Genomic DNA, 18119 nt, shown 5'->3' on the forward strand with positions numbered 1-18119 from the left:
GCCTTATACATGAACAATATGAACGTAATTATTGCCGATGACCATCCGATTGTACTGTTCGGTATTCGCAAATCACTTGAACAGATCGAGTGGGTGAATGTAGTCGGTGAATTTGAAGACTCTACAGCACTGATCAATAACCTCCCAAAGCTTGATGCGCACGTGCTCATTACCGATCTCTCCATGCCTGGAGACAAATACGGTGATGGGATCACGCTCATCAAATACATTAAGCGTCACTTCCCGGATATCTCGATCATTGTTCTGACCATGAACAACAACCCGGCGATCCTGAGCGCGGTGTTGGATCTGGACATCGAAGGGATTGTGCTGAAACAGGGCGCCCCGACCGATCTGCCAAAAGCGCTCGCTGCGCTGCAGAAAGGCAAGAAGTTCACGCCTGAGAGCGTCTCTCGTCTGCTGGAAAAAATCAGCGCGGGTGGCTACGGTGACAAACGCCTGTCCCCGAAAGAGAGTGAAGTTCTGCGCCTGTTCGCAGAAGGTTTCCTGGTAACCGAGATTGCCAAGAAGCTGAACCGCAGCATTAAAACCATCAGCAGCCAGAAGAAATCAGCGATGATGAAGCTGGGCGTGGACAACGATATTGCTCTGCTGAACTATCTCTCCTCCGTTACGCTGAGCGCAACGGACAAGGATTGATCCCGGACGGGTGTGTGGCCTGATGCCCTCACCCCCTCTCCCACGGGGAGGGGGTGAAAAAACGAAAAGGCCCTTGCGGGCCTTTTTTATATTCTGGTTTTTCTCACGCGATCCGCGTAAATCGACAACGTCTGCTTCAGCACGTCCAGCGTCACCGGTTTCGACAGACAGCTGTCCATGCCTGACTCCAGACAACGCTGTTTCTCTTCCGCCAGCGCGTTCGCCGTTACGCCCACAACCGGCAACGTCAGGCCAAGCTGACGGATGCGCTGCGTCAGACGGTAGCCGTCCATGTTTGGCATGTTGACGTCGCTAAGCACGATATCAATATGATTTTTACTCAGCACATTCAGCGCATCCACGCCGTCATTGGCAGTTTTGCACTGGTAGCCCAGCGATCCAAGCTGGTCAGCCAGCAGGCGACGGTTAATCGGATGGTCATCCACCACCAGAATCATCATATCGTCATTCACCGACGCCAGAGACTCCGGTGACGGCAATCCGCCCGCGCCGTCGCGCTCTTCCAGCTCCACTTTGTAGATGCGCGCCAGCAGGCTCAAGAGCTCGTGCGGCGTTGCAACACTGTGTACCCATTCCCCGGGCGCACGCTCGACAGGAATGCCGATGTGGCGACGGCAGAAGAGCACCGACCCTCTCCCCTGCCACGGCTGCTCCGGCAACTCGTCGGCGATCAGCACATCGTCCACATCCGGCGTTTGACCTTCATAGAGACACACCCTGACTCCACTGCGGGCAAGCAGCGCCGTCAGGTAGTCATTCAGCGAGGCGTTATGCACCGCCAGCCAGCAGCGCTTGTCGCTCAGACCGTCCACCGTCGCTTTTGCCGGATACTGCGCCGAATAGAGCGGAATACGGATGGTGAACTGGCTGCCCATGCCGGGCTCGGTATCCACAGAGATATCGCCGTCCATCATGCTGACGAGCTTCTCACAAATCGCCAGCCCCAGTCCGGTGCCCTGGAAGTTACGCTGCACGCCGGTCCCGACCTGGAAGAACGGGTCGAACAGGCGGACCACTTCCTTCGCCGGGATGCCGACGCCCGTGTCGCGCACGCGAATGCTCAGGTAATCCCCCGCCCGGCAGACGTGCAACACGATACAGCCAACGTCGGTGAATTTGATGGCGTTGCTGAGCAGGTTAGAAATGACCTGCTGCAGGCGCATCGGATCGCCGTGCAGCGTCAGCGGCACCTCAGGTTCAATAAAGCAGTAGAGCCCCAGCTGTTTACGCACCACCAGCGGCAGATAGTTGGCGCTGATGTGGTTCATCACCTCGCGCGGCGAGAACTCCCGCGGTTCGATTTTCAGCTGCTCAGACTCAATTTTAGAGAAGTCGAGAATATCGCTGATGATTTTCAGCAGCAGGCTGGAGGAGTTGTTCATTGCCGTCACCAGCCTGTCGACCCCTTTCGGCAGCTCTTTGGTCTGCAGCAGGTCGAGGTTACCGATGATCCCGTACAGCGGCGTTCGCAGCTCGTGGCTGACGGTGGCAAGGAACATGGATTTCGACTGGCTGGCCTGCTCCGCGGCCTGCGCCATCTCCTGCAGCGACTCTTCCATCTTCACGCGCGCGGAGACATCCACCAGCACGCAAATCGCCACGTTTTCATTGCGATAGCGGGAATGCACAAAGCTGATCTGCAGGTTGGTGTGCGTGCTGGTGAGCACATCGACAAAGTTAACCTGCTGACCGCAGATAATTTGCGTCAGCCTCTGGCGGTCCTCGTGCGTCAGCATGTTAAGGTAGTTATGCGCCAGCTCGTTACTTAGGATGTTGGTTCCGTCCTGGGTACGCAGAATGCAGATCCCCACCGGCGCCGACGCGACAATCTTACGGTTAAACTGCTCGTGTTCCTCCAGCCGCTGGGCGTCGCTTTCGGCCGGAATAAAGATTTTCCGCTCATACATGCGCGCCAGGGTAAACAGCGCCCCGCCCGCGATCAGGTTCAGCAGAATCGCATTCATGATGAGAATACGTATCCGCTCAAGCACCATATCCACCGGCAGCGAATAGACAATACTCAGTGACGAAGGCGGCAGGCTCTTCTTCAGCACCAGCTCGCGGAAGCCCGAGGTATAGCCAAACCACGACCGCTCCTGCATCCAGTGCGGTTCAACGTTTAACCGGTTATCCGGCCCGGCGAGTGAGATCAGCTGATGACCGTTTTCATCCAGAATGGTCACCCCCATAGGCAGGCTGCCCGGAGTGAAAAAGTTTTCCATACGAATGGTCTGCTCAATCCCCAGCAGCGCCTGCAGGCGATTGCCCAGATACACCGGCGTCAGGGCGTAGAAATAGCCCACGCCCGGTCGCGGGCCCTGGCTAACCCAGAAGATGTTATTCCCGCGCTCGTCCTGCGGCGCATTGCGGTATTTCACAATACGTTCATGCAGGCTTTTCAGCGCATCGTCACGCTCAACGGGCACGTCGCGCAGGCCAAAGTCAGCCATGCAGAGATTTTCACTGCCAATCAGGAATACGCGGTTCAGGTCATAGGCGGCGGAGAAATTGTCGCGCCAGTAGCGCATAAACCAGGCAAGGGATTCCAGCGACCCGCGCCAGGTATTGCTCATGGTGGAGCAATCGGAATCCGGGAACAGCGGCTGGAAGTCCGGGACTTCGGTTTTGTCGTTACGCCCGCGAAGCGCAAGGATGCCGTTTTCCGCCGTCAGACGATTTTCGGCAATATACTTCAGCTCCTTCATCACGTCAGACGTTCGCTGAATGTAGCGCTGGGCCTGGTCGGAGCTTAAGTTAAACTCCTGGCGGATCTCCGCTTCTTTCTGGTGTAGCGCGTTAACGATGTAAAACACCGAGAACAAGGCCACCAGCAGCCAAAGCAAGAGCGCCAGCGCCCGAAACAGATAGCGAGAAACTTTCAGCGTAGTACGAAAGGAGACGAGGTATTTCAAGGGGGCGAGGCTCCGCCGTCGGGGTCAAAAGAATGTGGTTAAGGTAGCGGTAAACGCGCCAGGTCGCAACGTTGACTTATCTGCTTGTGCAAAAGAAAAGGGCCGGAATCCGGCCCTTTTTTGCATCAGGAGACATTACTCGTCAGCGTCATCCGCTACATCATCGTCAGTGTCGGTTTCCGGCGCGATATCATCATCGCCTTCCGCAACGCTACCGTCGATGGAATCGAGCTCTTCGTCATCCACCGGCTCAGCAACGCGCTGCAGACCCACCACGTTTTCATCTTCCGCTGTACGGATGAGGATCACGCCCTGGGTGTTACGCCCCACCACGCTGATCTCAGAGACGCGGGTACGCACCAGCGTACCGGCATCGGTGATCATCATGATCTGATCGGCATCGTCTACCTGCACCGCGCCCACAACGGAACCGTTGCGCTCGGTCACTTTGATAGAGATTACGCCCTGCGTGCCGCGAGACTTGGTTGGGTATTCCCCTTCCGCCGTACGTTTACCGTAACCATTCTGCGTCACGGTCAGGATAGCCCCTTCACCGCGCGGAATAATCAGAGAAACAACGCTGTCTTCGCCAGCCAGTTTGATACCACGAACGCCCGTAGCGGTACGACCCATTGCACGAACGGCGTTCTCTTTAAAGCGCACCACTTTACCGGCCGCAGAGAACAGCATCACCTCATCAGAACCGGAGGTCAGATCCACACCGATCAGCTCGTCGCCTTCGTTCAGGTTCACCGCGATGATCCCGGCGGAACGTGGGCGGCTGAACTCGGTCAGCGCGGTTTTCTTCACGGTACCGCTGGCGGTCGCCATAAAGACGTTCACGCCCTCTTCGTACTCGCGTACCGGCAGGATGGCGGTGATACGTTCGTTCGCTTCCAGCGGCAGCAGGTTAACGATTGGACGGCCACGCGCGCCACGGCTCGCTTCCGGCAGCTGATAGACTTTCATCCAGTACAGACGACCGCGGCTGGAGAAGCAGAGGATCGTGTCATGGGTGTTCGCCACCAGCAGGCGGTCAATAAAGTCTTCTTCTTTAATGCGTGCCGCAGATTTGCCTTTACCGCCACGACGCTGTGCTTCGTAGTCGGTCAGCGGCTGATACTTCACATAGCCCTGGTGAGACAGGGTGACCACCACATCTTCGCGGTTGATCAGATCTTCAATGTTGATATCAGAGCTGTTAGCGGTGATTTCGGTGCGGCGCGCATCGCCGAACTGATCGCGGACCAGTTCCAGCTCTTCACGAATCACTTCCATCAGACGCTCTGCGCTGCCCAGGATATGCAGCAGTTCAGCAATCTGTTCCAGCAGCTCTTTGTATTCGTCGAGCAGTTTCTCATGCTCAAGGCCGGTCAGTTTCTGCAGGCGCAGATCCAGAATCGCCTGAGCCTGCTGTTCAGTCAGGTAATACTGACCGTCACGCACGCCGAACTCAGGTTCCAGCCACTCAGGACGCGCTGCGTCATCGCCCGCACGTTCCAGCATCGCGGCGACGTTACCCAGATCCCACGGACGGGAAATCAGGGCGGCTTTCGCTTCCGCCGGGGTCGGCGCACGCCGGATCAGTTCAATGATCGGGTCGATGTTGGCCAGCGCAACCGCCAGCGCTTCAAGGATGTGCGCACGGTCGCGCGCTTTGCGCAGTTCGAAGATGGTACGACGGGTCACCACTTCACGGCGGTGACGCACGAACGCGCTCAGGATCTCTTTCAGGTTCATGATCTTCGGCTGACCATGGTGCAGCGCAACCATGTTGATACCGAAGGAGACCTGAAGCTGAGTCTGGGAGTACAGGTTGTTCAGCACAACCTCACCCACCGCGTCGCGTTTGATCTCAATCACAATGCGCATACCGTCTTTGTCAGACTCGTCACGCAGCGCGCTGATGCCTTCAACGCGTTTTTCTTTTACCAGCTCGGCGATTTTTTCAATCAGACGCGCTTTGTTCACCTGATACGGGATCTCGTGAACAATGATGGTTTCACGGCCGGTTTTAGCGTCCGCTTCCACTTCGGCGCGGGCACGGATGTAAATCTTGCCACGGCCGGTGCGGTACGCTTCTTCAATACCGCGACGACCGTTGATGATCGCCGCCGTCGGGAAGTCCGGACCCGGGATGTGTTCCATCAGCCCTTCAATGCTGATGTCTTCATCGTCGATATAGGCCAGGCAGCCGTTGATCACCTCGGTGATATTGTGCGGCGGAATGTTGGTTGCCATACCGACCGCGATACCGGACGAACCGTTAACCAACAGGTTCGGGATCTTGGTTGGCATCACATCAGGGATGCGCTCGGTGCCGTCGTAGTTATCGACGAAATCAACGGTCTCTTTTTCCAGGTCGGCCATCAGCTCATGAGCGATTTTCGACATACGGATTTCCGTATAACGCATCGCCGCAGCGGAGTCGCCGTCGACTGAACCAAAGTTACCCTGACCATCTACCAGCATGTAACGCAAGGAGAATGGCTGCGCCATACGAACGATGGTGTCATAAACGGCGGTATCACCATGCGGGTGATATTTACCGATGACGTCACCGACGACGCGGGCAGATTTTTTATAGGCTTTATTCCAGTCATTGCCCAATACGTTCATGGCGTATAGTACGCGACGGTGTACCGGCTTAAGGCCATCGCGGACGTCCGGCAGCGCACGGCCAACAATGACCGACATCGCATAGTCCAGATAGGAGCTCTTCAGCTCTTCCTCGATGTTAACCGGTGTAATTTCTCTCGCAAGGTCGCTCATCTAACCGCTATCCCTCTACTGTATCCCGGATTCAAAGGTCGCAAATTATAACACAGCCGAGGTGATTGAGGTAAACCTATACGCTTTATTCACGGGGATTGCCTGATATACTCCTTTGTCTTGCTAAATAAGGAGTAAAAGCGCCCATGAATGCCGAAAAATCCCCGGTGGCTCACAACGTTGACCACGAAGAGATTGCCAAATTTGAAGCGGTGGCGTCCCGCTGGTGGGATCTCGAAGGTGAGTTCAAACCGCTGCATCGCATTAACCCGCTGCGTCTGGGCTATATCGCGGAGCGTTCCGGCGGTCTGTTCGGTAAGAAAGTGCTCGACGTCGGCTGCGGCGGCGGCATCCTGGCTGAGAGCATGGCGCGCGAAGGGGCGAATGTTACGGGCCTGGATATGGGCTTTGAACCGCTGCAGGTTGCCCGCCTTCACGCGCTGGAGTCCGGCATACAGGTGGAATACGTGCAGGAAACCGTGGAAGAGCACGCGGCAAAACACGCTCATCAGTACGATGTGGTGACCTGCATGGAGATGCTGGAGCACGTTCCCGATCCGCAGTCGGTGGTGCACGCCTGTGCAAAACTGGTGAAACCGGGCGGCCAGGTCTTCTTCTCAACCATCAACCGTAACGGTAAAGCCTGGCTGATGGCCGTTGTCGGCGCGGAGTATGTGCTGCGCATGGTGCCGAAAGGGACGCACGACGTGAAGAAATTCATCAAGCCTGCGGAACTGTTAGGCTGGGTTGACCAGACGTGGCTCAAAGAGCAGCACATCACCGGCCTGCACTACAATCCGTTGACCGATAAATTCAAGCTTGCACCGGGCGTAGATGTTAACTATATGTTGCATACCACCGCCAAAAACGACTAACGTCATTCGTTATTCTTATAAAGATTGCGCGACATCATGTTGCGCAATTCTGACCTCCCGTTGAAGAAATCAGCACTCGATCAAATTTTGAATTTTTTTTCTTAATTATTGACATGTCTTCCAGGCCTTACGGTACGAGGACTTAGCCTTTTTTACCCTTTCACAACCTCAATTTAACGCCAAAATCAACCCTTGTGCTGAAAAGATTCGATACTAGAATACTCACCATATAGCGTTTTTCTTATCGCAAACCCCCTACATGTAGTATTTATCCACAGAGTTAGTCACAAGGCGGATCTGTGGATAAACGGGGGATATTTTTTATTTCACGGACAGGTAAAACCCACATGAATCAGAGTCTGCTGGTGACAAAGCGCGACGGTACTACCGAGCGTATCAATCTGGACAAAATCCATCGAGTTCTCGACTGGGCAGCAGAAGGACTGAACAACGTATCTATCTCCCAGGTTGAACTGCGTTCCCACATTCAGTTCTACGACGGCATCAAAACGTCTGATATCCACGAAACAATCATTAAAGCAGCGGCAGACCTCATCTCCCGCGAAGCACCGGATTATCAGTACCTCGCTGCACGTCTGGCGATTTTCCACCTGCGTAAAAAAGCCTACGGCCAGTTTGAGCCGCCGAAGCTTTACGATCACGTAGTGAAAATGGTTGAGCTGGGCAAATACGACACGCATCTGCTGGAAGACTATACGGAAGAAGAGTTCGAGCAGATGAACGGGTTTATCGATCACTGGCGCGACATGAACTTCTCCTACGCGGCGGTGAAGCAGCTCGAAGGCAAATACCTGGTTCAGAACCGTGTAACCGGTGAGATCTACGAAAGCGCCCAGTTCCTCTATATTCTGGTGGCCGCCTGCCTGTTCTCTAACTACCCGCGTGACACCCGTCTGGAATACGTGAAGCATTTCTACGATGCGGTATCCACGTTCAAGATTTCTCTGCCGACGCCAATCATGTCTGGCGTGCGTACCCCAACCCGTCAGTTCAGCTCCTGCGTACTGATCGAGTGTGGTGACAGCTTGGATTCCATCAACGCCACCTCCAGCGCCATCGTGAAATACGTCTCCCAGCGTGCCGGTATCGGCATCAACGCCGGTCGCATCCGTGCGCTGGGCAGCCCGATTCGCGGCGGTGAAGCGTTCCACACCGGCTGTATCCCGTTCTATAAACACTTCCAGACGGCAGTAAAATCCTGCTCTCAGGGCGGCGTGCGCGGCGGTGCTGCGACCCTGTTCTACCCGATGTGGCACCTGGAAGTGGAAAGCCTGCTGGTTCTGAAAAACAACCGCGGCGTGGAAGGCAACCGCGTGCGTCATATGGACTACGGCGTGCAGATCAACAAGCTGATGTACACCCGTCTGCTGAAAGGTGAAGACATCACCCTGTTCAGCCCCTCCGACGTTCCGGGCCTGTATGACGCGTTCTTTGCCGATCAGGACGAGTTCGAGCGTCTGTACACCAAATACGAAAAAGACGACAGCATCCGCAAGCAGCGCGTGAAGGCGGTAGACCTGTTCTCCCTGATGATGCAGGAACGTGCCTCTACCGGCCGTATCTACATCCAGAACGTGGACCACTGCAACACCCACAGCCCGTTTGATCCAGTAGTTGCGCCAGTGCGCCAGTCTAACCTGTGCCTGGAGATCGCCCTGCCGACCAAACCGCTGGAAGACGTGAACGACGAAAACGGTGAAATCGCGCTGTGTACGCTTTCCGCGTTCAACCTGGGCGCAATTAAGAGCCTGGACGAGCTGGAAGAGCTGGCGGTGCTGGCGGTTCGCGCGCTCGACGCTCTGCTGGACTACCAGGATTACCCAATCCCGGCCGCTAAACGCGGTGCAATGGGCCGCCGTACCCTGGGTATCGGCGTGATCAACTTCGCCTACTGGCTGGCGAAAAACGGCAAGCGTTACTCCGACGGCAGCGCTAACAACCTGACGCACCAGACGTTCGAAGCGATTCAGTACTACCTGATGAAAGCCTCTAACGAGCTGGCGAAAGAGCAAGGCGCGTGCCCGTGGTTCAACGAAACCACCTACGCGAAAGGCATTCTGCCAATCGATACCTACAAGAAAGACCTGGATGCGATCGTCAGCGAACCGCTGCATCTCGACTGGGAAGGCCTGCGCGAGTCCATCAAGACCCATGGCCTGCGTAACTCTACGCTCTCTGCCCTGATGCCGTCCGAGACCTCTTCGCAGATCTCTAACGCCACCAACGGTATTGAACCGCCGCGCGGCCACGTCAGCATCAAAGCGTCGAAAGACGGCGTGCTGCGTCAGGTGGTACCGGATTACGAAACGCTGGGCAACAACTACGAGCTGCTGTGGGAAATGCCGAACAACGACGGCTACCTGCAGCTGGTGGGTATCATGCAGAAGTTTATCGACCAGTCGATCTCTGCCAATACCAACTATGACCCGACGCGCTTCCCGTCCGGCAAGGTACCGATGCAGCAGCTGCTGAAAGACCTGCTCACCGCCTACAAATTTGGCGTGAAAACGCTGTACTATCACAACACCCGTGACGGTGCGGAAGACGCGCAGGACGACATGGTACCGTCAATTCAGGACGATGGCTGCGAAAGCGGCGCATGTAAGATCTAATGAAGGGCGGGGATATCCCCGCCTTTATTTCGTAAGACAGGACACACTCATGGCATATACCACCTTTTCACAGACGAAAAACGACCAGCTCAAAGAGCCGATGTTCTTCGGCCAGCCGGTCAACGTGGCACGCTACGATCAGCAAAAATATGACATCTTCGAAAAGCTGATTGAAAAGCAACTCTCCTTCTTCTGGCGCCCGGAAGAAGTGGACGTCTCCCGCGACCGTATTGACTACCAGTCGCTGCCGGATCACGAAAAACATATCTTCATCAGCAACCTGAAGTACCAGACGCTGCTGGACTCCATTCAGGGTCGTAGCCCGAACGTGGCGCTGCTGCCGCTGATCTCCATTCCTGAGCTGGAAACCTGGGTGGAAACCTGGGCGTTCTCCGAGACGATCCACTCCCGCTCTTACACCCACATCATCCGCAACATCGTGAACGATCCGGCTGTGGTGTTTGACGATATCGTCACCAACGAGCAGATCCAGAAGCGCGCGGAAGGCATTGCCCACTACTACGACGAGCTGATCGAGATGACCAGCTACTGGCATCTGCTGGGCGAAGGTACGCACAACGTGAACGGTAAAACCATCACCGTGAACCTGCGCGCGCTGAAAAAACAGCTGTACCTGTGCCTGATGAGCGTTAACGCGCTGGAAGCGATCCGCTTCTACGTGAGCTTCGCATGCTCCTTCGCCTTTGCAGAGCGCAAGCTGATGGAAGGCAACGCCAAAATCATTCGTCTGATCGCCCGCGATGAAGCCCTGCACCTGACCGGTACCCAGCACATGCTGAACCTGCTGCGCAGCGGGACGGACGATCCGGAGATGGCGGAAATCGCCGAAGAGTGCAAGCAGGAGTGCTACGACCTGTTCGTGCTGGCGGCTCAGCAGGAGAAAGAGTGGGCAGACTACCTGTTCCGTGACGGCTCCATGATTGGCCTGAACAAAGACATCCTGTGCCAGTACGTTGAGTACATCACCAACATCCGCATGCAGGCTGTCGGTCTTGACCTGCCGTTCCAGACGCGCTCTAACCCAATCCCGTGGATCAACACCTGGCTGGTGTCCGATAACGTGCAGGTTGCGCCGCAGGAAGTGGAAGTCAGCTCTTATCTGGTCGGTCAGATTGATTCTGAAGTCAACACCGACGACCTGAGCAACTTCCAGCTCTGATGTCACGCGTCACGCTACGTCTTTCCGGCACTGAGGTACTGTGTCGGGAGGAGCACCCTTCTCTGCTGGTGGCGCTTGAGGCGCATCAGGTAGAAGTAGAGTACCAGTGTCGTTCCGGCTACTGCGGCTCCTGCCGCTGCCGTCTGGTCGCCGGCCAGGTGGACTGGCTGACCGAGCCACTGGCCTTTATCAACGAAGGGGAAATTTTGCCCTGCTGCTGCCGGGCAAAAGGCGATATAGAGATCGAGATGTGATGTTGTCCTTATCCCCTCTCCCGGTGGGAGAGGGTTAGGGTGAGGGTATCAGGCCGCAGAGCCTGATTGTCGGGTGGCGGCTTCGCCTTACCCGACCTGCCAAACCTACTTCCGGTGAATGAATTCGACCGCTTTATCCGGGAAATCCGTAAACAGTCCGTCCACGCCCGCCTGGTTATACAACACCTCATAAAGCTGATTCACGTCCGTGGCATACGGCGGCAGCTGGTCTGCACGCACGGTATACGGATGCACCTGCATCCTGCTGGCGTGCGCCTCTTTCACCATCGCCGTCAGCTTCACGTGGCCCGGCGCTGAGCCTTCCGCCACCAGCATGTGGTAATCCGGCCCGATGCCGTCGGCGTACTGCGCAATCTGCTTCATCGCGCCCGGCTTAAACATCCAGTCGTAGCTGTAGTTCACCCACTTGCCGTCCGGCTGCTTCTCCTGGGTTTCATTCCAGTCGGTATAGGCAATCAGCTGCACCAGATTGAGGTTCATCCCCATCTTCGGCTCCAGCTCGGTTTTGATGCGCTTCAGCTCGGCGGCGTCAAAACACTGCAGGTAAACTTTGTCCTTCTTGCTGGTGTAGCCGTACTGTTTCAGCACCTCCAGCGTCTTCGCGGCAATATCTTTGCCTTCCTGATGGTGGAACCACGGCGCTTTGATCTCCGGGTAGATGCCGATATTTTTACCGGTTGAGTGGTTCAGCCCCTGAACAAACTCAATCTCTTCCTGGAAGGTATGGATCCGGAAGTCAGATTTGCCCATCGGGAAACGTCCCGGATAGACCTGCACCTTCTTGCCGTTTTCAATCTCAAAGCCTTCGGTAAACTTCAGGGAACGGATCTCCGCCAGCGTGAAATCAATGGCGTAGTAGCGACCATCTTTGCGCGCGCGGTCCGGGAAACGCTCCGCCACGTCCGTCACGCGGTCCAGATAGTGGTCATGCAGGACGACCAGCTGGTCGTCCTTGGTCATCACCAGATCCTGCTCCAGATAATCCGCGCCCTGGGCATAGGCCATCGCCTTCGCCGGAAGCGTATGCTCCGGCAGATAGCCGCTGGCGCCGCGGTGGGCAATAACGATTTTATCCGCCGCCAGCGCGGAGCCTGTCATCAGGCCTGCCAGCAGCAGGCCGGTTGTTACGTAAGATAATTTCATCGCAATGCTCCTTATTGACGACGCGCCAGCACTTCCGCGTGGTGACGTTTCTCACCGATCATGACCACAATGAGCAGCAATACCGCCAGCACGCTGCCGCCGATCATCACCATAAAGCCGCCGTCCCAGCCGAAGAAGTCAACGGTGTAGCCCACGATGGCGCTCGCCGCGACCGAACCGCCCAGGTAACCGAACAGACCGGTAAAGCCTGCCGCCGTGCCTGCCGCTTTTTTCGGTGCCAGCTCCAGCGCGTGCAGACCGATCAGCATCACCGGACCGTAAATCAGGAAGCCGATGACGATCATGCAGGCCATGTCTACTGATGGGTTGCCCGGCGGGTTGAGCCAGTAAACGACGGTCGCGATGGTGACCAGGGTCATAAAGAACACGCCCGTCGCGCCGCGGTTGCCTTTAAACACCTTGTCCGACATCCAGCCGCAAAGCAGCGTGCCCGGGATCCCGGCATATTCATACAGGAAATAGGCCCAGGAGGACTTATCCAGCGCGAAGTGCTTCACCTCTTTCAGGTAGGTCGGGGACCAGTCCAGAATGCCGTAGCGCAACAGGTAAACGAACACGTTCGCCACCGCGATGTACCACAGCAGCTTGTTCGGCAGGACGTACTTCATGAAGATCTGTTTTGCGGTCAGCTCCTCTTCGTGCTCCTTGCTGTAATCATCCGGATAGTCGTTTTTGTACTCTTCAATCGGCGGCAGGCCGCAGGATTGCGGCGTATCGCGCATCAGCGCGAAGGCGATAATCGCCACGACGATGGCGCCAAAGGCAGGCATATAGAGCGCAGCGTGCCAGTCGTTGAACCAGGCCATCCCCAGCAGGAACAGCAGCGGCGGAATACCGCCACCGACGTTATGCGCACAGTTCCACACCGACACGATACCGCCGCGTTCCTTCTGCGACCACCAGTGCACCATGGTACGTCCGCACGGCGGCCACCCCATCCCCTGGAACCAGCCGCAGAGGAACAGCAGCACGAACATGACGGCGATGCTGGAGGTTGCCCACGGCACAAAGCCCATGAACAGCATGACCGCAGCCGCCAGGATCAGGCCGGCGGGCAGGAACACGCGCGGATTCGAGCGATCCGATACCGACCCCATGATGAATTTGGAAAAACCGTAGGCGATTGAGATCCCCGACAGCGCGAACCCCAGATCGCCGCGGGAGAAGCCCTGCTCCACCAGATACGGCATGGCGAGCGCGAAGTTTTTACGTACAAGGTAGTACGCCGCGTACCCGAAGAAGATCCCCAGGAAAATTTGCCAGCGCAGACGGCGGTATAGCGGATCAATTTCTGCCTCTGGCAGACGCGCCCTGTGCGGCGCAGGTTTGAAGATACTGAGCATAACAGCCTCCGTGGCCTTGAATTGAATGGGCAGGTGGCTCGCACCTGAATTCCAGAGGCGGGGATGTTAAGAAATCACGGTGATTGTTACTGTGAATCAACGCACAGATTGTTACAGAAATATGACAGAATGCGCAAAAAAGCGCATGAAATCACGTTCCACTTTCGAATTTCGCGCGTTTATGTTCGAAATCAAACAAACCACACTATTGGTATGGCTAAATGATAAAAAAACGAACATAGAGGGTAAACAATGACCATTCACGATCCTCGCTACAGCGATGTGATAATCATTGGCGGTGGCGCAACCGGCGCCGGGATCGCACGCGACTGCGCCCTTCGCGGCTTAAGCGTCACGCTGCTGGAGCGCCACGATATCGCCACGGGCGCAACCGGGCGTAACCATGGTTTGCTGCACAGCGGCGCGCGGTATGCGGTTACCGACGGTGAATCCGCACGCGAATGTATTGCTGAAAACCAGATCCTCAAGCGTATCGCCCGCCACTGCATTGAGCCGACCGACGGCCTCTTTATTACTCTTCCCGAAGATGACCTCGCCTTTCAGGACACCTTTATTACCGCCTGCACTGCGGCGGGCATTCAGGCTGAGGCCATGGACCCGGCGCTGGCGCGGCGGCTGGAACCGTCGGTTAACCCGGCGCTTATCGGCGCGGTAAAAGTGCCTGACGGCACCGTTGACCCCTTCCGCCTGACCGCCGCCAATATGCTGGACGCCCGCGAGCATGGCGCGCAAATCCTGAACGGGCACGAAGTGACCGGGCTTATCCGTGAAGGTCATCGCATCTGCGGCGTGCGGATCCTTGATACGCAGTACAACGAACACAGCGAGCTGTATGCCGCCGTGGTGGTCAACTCGGCGGGGATCTGGGGGCAGCGCATCGCGGAATACGCGGACCTGTCGGTGCGCATGTTCCCGGCAAAAGGCTCGCTGCTGATCCTCGACCACCGCATCAATAACCACGTGATCAACCGCTGCCGCAAACCGTCTGATGCCGATATCCTCGTCCCGGGCGACACCATTTCGTTAATCGGTACCACCTCAACCCACGTCGACTACAGCGAGATTGACTACAACCGCGTGACCGCTGAAGAGGTCGACGTCCTGCTGCGCGAAGGGGAAAAACTGGCCCCGGTGATGGCGCAGACGCGTATTCTGCGCGCCTACGCGGGCGTGCGTCCGCTGGTTGCCAGCGACAACGACCCGAGCGGACGTAACGTCAGCCGGGGCATCGTGCTGCTCGATCACGCCGAGCGCGACGGCATGGACGGGTTTATCACCATCACCGGCGGCAAGCTGATGACCTACCGCCTGATGGCCGAGTGGGCGACCGATGCCGTCTGCCGCAAGCTGGGCAATACCGAACGGTGCGTGACGGCAGAGCAGCCACTGCCCGGCTCGCGTCAGTCAACCGAAAAAACGCTGCAAAAAATTATCTCCCTGCCCGCGCCGCTGCGCGGATCCGCGATTTACCGCCACGGCGACAGAACGCCGCAGTGGCTCGGTGAAGGACGCCTGAGCCGCAGCCTGGTATGCGAGTGCGAAGCCGTCACCGCCGGTGAGGTGCAGTATGCGGTGGAGAGCCTGACGGTCACAAGCCTGCTCGATCTTCGTCGCCGCACCCGCGTGGGAATGGGTACCTGTCAGGGCGAGCTGTGCGCCTGTCGTGCCGCCGGGCTGCTGCAGCGTTTTCACACCACTACCGCCACCCAGTCGCTCGATCAGCTCAGCGCGTTTTTAAACGAGCGCTGGAAAGGCATTCAGCCTGTCGCCTGGGGCGATGCCCTGCGCGAAAGCGAATTTACCCGCTGGGTCTACCAGGGGCTTTGCGGTCTTGAGAAGGAGCAACGCGATGAAATTTGATACCGTAATCGTCGGCGGCGGGCTGGCAGGCCTGCTCTGCGGCATCAAGCTCACGAAGCAGGGGCTGCGCTGCGCCATTATCACCCGGGGCCAGAGCGCCCTGCACTTCTCGTCGGGCTCGCTGGATCTGGTGGACGACGCGTACCGCGATAAGCTGCCGCCGGAGCACCCGTATCACCTGATTGGCGCCCAGCATATTGACCGCTTTGCGCTGGAAACCGAAGCGCTGCTGGCGGACTGCGGCGCGCGTCTGAAGGGAAGCGCCCGGTTCAATCACCAGCGCGTCACGCCGCTCGGCACCCTGCGCTCTGCCTGGCTCAGCCCGGAAGAAGTGCCCGTTGCTCCCTTCAACGCCGCGCGCGTGCGGGTCGTGGGCATTAGCGGCTTTCTGGATTTTCAGCCCCATCTCGCGGCAGCGTCGCTCTGTCGCCAGGGCGTCAATGCCGAAACGGCAGAGATAGAGCTGCCTGAGCTTGATGTCCTGCGCGACAACCCGAGCGAATTTCGCGCGGTGAATATCGCCCGTTTTCTGGATAACGAGGACAAATGGCCGCTGCTGTATGACGCACTCAGACCGCTCAGCGACAGCTGTGACGCCCTGCTGATGCCCGCCTGCTTTGGTTTACGCGACAACCGGCTCTGGCGCTGGCTCTCGGATCGTCTGCCCTGCTCGCTCGGCCTGCTGCCAACCCTGCCCCCTTCCGTCCCCGGCATTCGCCTGCATACCCAGCTCCAGCGCCAGTTTGTCGCGCAGGGCGGCGTGTGGATGGCGGGTGATGAGGTGAAAAAAATCACCCTGACCGACGGCGCGGTGAGCGAAATCTGGACGCGCAACCACGACGATATTCCGCTTCGCGCGCGCTTTACGGTGCTGGCAAGCGGCAGCTTCTTCAGCAACGGGCTGCTGAGCAGCCGGGAGGGCATCCGGGAAGCCATTATGGGGCTCGATGTTCGCCAGCGAGCCTCCCGCGCGGACTGGTATCAAAGTGATTTCTTCTCGCCGCAGCCCTGGCAGCAGTTCGGCGTGATTGTCGATAACCAGCTACATCCGCAACTTTCCGGTAAGCCCGTCAGTAATCTTTTTGCCATCGGCTCGCTGCTGGGCGGGTACGATCCGATTGCCCAGGGATGCGGTGGCGGGGTCTGCGCCGTCACGGCGCTGTATGTGGCAGAGCAGATTAGCCAGCGCACGGAGGCTGAACAATGAACGATACCCGTTTTGAAAGCTGCATTAAATGCACGGTGTGTACCACCGTCTGCCCGGTGAGCGGCGTGAACCCACGCTATCCCGGACCAAAGCAGGCCGGACCGGACGGCGAGCGTCTGCGCCTGAAGGACGGCAAGCTGTACGACGAGGCGCTGAAATACTGCATCAACTGCAAACGCTGCGAAGTCGCCTGCCCGTCGGATGTTAAAATCGGCGATATCATCCAGCGCGCCCGGGCGCGCTACAGCACGCAAAAGCCGACGCTGCGTGACGCTATTCTGAGCCATACCGATCTGATGGGCAGCGTCTCGACGCCCTTTGCCCCCATCGTGAATGCCGCGACCTCCCTCAAACCGGTGCGTCAGCTGCTGGATGCCACGCTGAAGATAGACCATCACCGCAGCCTGCCGAAATATTCTCACGGCACCTTCCGCCGCTGGTACAAATCCGTCGCGGCGGAGCAGGCGCAGTACGCCGACCAGGTGGCTTTTTTCCACGGCTGCTATGTGAACTACAACCACCCGCAGCTGGGCAAAGATCTGCTGAAGGTGCTTAACGCCATGGGAACGGGCGTTCAGCTGCTGAACAAAGAGAAGTGCTGCGGCGTACCGCTGATCGCCAACGGGTTTACCGATAAAGCGCGCAGGCAGGCTCAGAGCAATGTCACGTCACTGCGCGAAGCGATTGTCGATAAAGGTATTCCGGTGCTGGCGACCTCGTCCACCTGTACCTTCACCCTGCGCGATGAGTACCCGCATCTGCTGGACGTGGATAATACCGGCCTGCGCGAGCACATCGAGCTGGCGACACGTTTCCTGTGGCGCAAGCTCGATAGCGGGCAGACGTTGCCGCTGGGGAAATTGCCCCTGAAAGTGGTGTATCACACGCCGTGTCATATGGAGAAAATGGGCTGGTCGCTCTATACGCTTGAGCTGCTGCGGTTAATTCCGGGCCTGGAGCTGACGGTGCTGGATTCGCGCTGCTGCGGGATTGCGGGAACCTACGGCTTTAAGCGTGAAAACTATGAAACGTCGCAGGCGATTGGCGCCCCGCTGTTCCGCCAGATTGAAGAGAGCGGCGCGGATATCGTGGTAACGGACTGCGAAACCTGCAAGTGGCAGATTGAGATGTCCACCAGCAAGCGCTGCGAACATCCAGTCACCCTGCTGGCGAAGGCGCTGGGCTGAACATGGCCG

12 protein-coding genes are annotated in these 18119 nt (G+C 57.4%); 8 read left to right on the forward strand and 4 right to left on the reverse strand.

Going from position 1 to position 18119, the window contains the following annotated elements; genetic code table 11:
- Positions 1-9 precede the first annotated feature (9 nt).
- Positions 10-660, forward strand: a complete 651-nt coding sequence (gene rcsB / locus EnteroDNA1_RS07200; RefSeq protein ID WP_003859405.1) for a response regulator transcription factor RcsB — start codon at positions 10-12, stop codon at positions 658-660.
- 86 nt (positions 661-746) lie between these two features.
- On the opposite strand, the gene rcsC is transcribed toward rcsB, so the two are convergent.
- Positions 747-3593 (reverse strand): two-component system sensor histidine kinase RcsC, encoded by a 2847-nt coding sequence (gene rcsC / locus EnteroDNA1_RS07205; RefSeq protein ID WP_069303102.1) that lies wholly within the window; start codon positions 3591-3593, stop codon positions 747-749.
- Between the two features lie 135 nt (positions 3594-3728).
- Positions 3729-6365: a DNA topoisomerase (ATP-hydrolyzing) subunit A gene (gene gyrA, locus EnteroDNA1_RS07210; protein WP_048980023.1), complete on the reverse strand. Its 2637-nt coding sequence runs from the start codon at positions 6363-6365 to the stop codon at positions 3729-3731.
- A gap of 146 nt (positions 6366-6511) precedes the next feature.
- On the opposite strand from gyrA, the gene ubiG reads away from it, so the two are divergent.
- From ubiG to yfaE, 4 genes are all read left to right on the forward strand, one after another.
- Positions 6512-7240: a bifunctional 2-polyprenyl-6-hydroxyphenol methylase/3-demethylubiquinol 3-O-methyltransferase UbiG gene (gene ubiG / locus EnteroDNA1_RS07215; RefSeq protein WP_029740919.1), complete on the forward strand. Its 729-nt coding sequence runs from the start codon at positions 6512-6514 to the stop codon at positions 7238-7240.
- Positions 7241-7587: 347 nt separating this feature from the next.
- Positions 7588-9873, forward strand: coding sequence for a class 1a ribonucleoside-diphosphate reductase subunit alpha (nrdA, locus tag EnteroDNA1_RS07220; protein ID WP_069303103.1), 2286 nt, complete (start codon positions 7588-7590; stop codon positions 9871-9873).
- Positions 9874-9922: 49 nt separating this feature from the next.
- Positions 9923-11053: a class Ia ribonucleoside-diphosphate reductase subunit beta gene (nrdB, locus tag EnteroDNA1_RS07225; RefSeq protein WP_023312514.1), complete on the forward strand. Its 1131-nt coding sequence runs from the start codon at positions 9923-9925 to the stop codon at positions 11051-11053.
- The gene (yfaE, locus tag EnteroDNA1_RS07230) at positions 11053-11307 is read left to right on the forward strand and encodes a class I ribonucleotide reductase maintenance protein YfaE (RefSeq protein WP_023294104.1); all 255 of its coding nucleotides are present in this window, start codon (positions 11053-11055) and stop codon (positions 11305-11307) included. The genes nrdB and yfaE overlap by 1 nt, the downstream gene beginning before the upstream one ends.
- 105 nt (positions 11308-11412) lie before the next feature.
- On the opposite strand, the gene glpQ is transcribed toward yfaE, so the two are convergent.
- Together glpQ and glpT are read right to left on the reverse strand one after the other, a co-directional pair.
- Positions 11413-12471: a glycerophosphodiester phosphodiesterase gene (gene glpQ, locus EnteroDNA1_RS07235; protein WP_069303104.1), complete on the reverse strand. Its 1059-nt coding sequence runs from the start codon at positions 12469-12471 to the stop codon at positions 11413-11415.
- 11 nt (positions 12472-12482) lie between these two features.
- Positions 12483-13835, reverse strand: a complete 1353-nt coding sequence (glpT, locus tag EnteroDNA1_RS07240) for a glycerol-3-phosphate transporter (protein WP_045888627.1) — start codon at positions 13833-13835, stop codon at positions 12483-12485.
- 252 nt (positions 13836-14087) lie between these two features.
- Between glpT and glpA the strand changes: the two genes are divergently transcribed.
- The 3 genes from glpA to glpC are packed head-to-tail and all read left to right on the forward strand — an operon-like array spanning position 14088 to position 18110.
- On the forward strand, positions 14088-15716 hold the full coding sequence (glpA, locus tag EnteroDNA1_RS07245; RefSeq protein WP_069303105.1) for an anaerobic glycerol-3-phosphate dehydrogenase subunit A: 1629 nt from the start codon (positions 14088-14090) through the stop codon (positions 15714-15716).
- Positions 15706-16923, forward strand: coding sequence for a glycerol-3-phosphate dehydrogenase subunit GlpB (gene glpB / locus EnteroDNA1_RS07250; RefSeq protein ID WP_069303106.1), 1218 nt, complete (start codon positions 15706-15708; stop codon positions 16921-16923). Before glpA ends, glpB begins: the two co-directional genes overlap by 11 nt.
- The gene (glpC, locus tag EnteroDNA1_RS07255; protein WP_069303107.1) at positions 16920-18110 is read left to right on the forward strand and encodes an anaerobic glycerol-3-phosphate dehydrogenase subunit GlpC; all 1191 of its coding nucleotides are present in this window, start codon (positions 16920-16922) and stop codon (positions 18108-18110) included. Before glpB ends, glpC begins: the two co-directional genes overlap by 4 nt.
- The last annotated feature ends 9 nt before the right edge of the window (positions 18111-18119 follow it).

This window comes from Enterobacter sp. HK169, assembly GCF_001719105.1.
In the GTDB taxonomy this organism is placed as follows: domain Bacteria; phylum Pseudomonadota; class Gammaproteobacteria; order Enterobacterales; family Enterobacteriaceae; genus Enterobacter; species Enterobacter asburiae_B.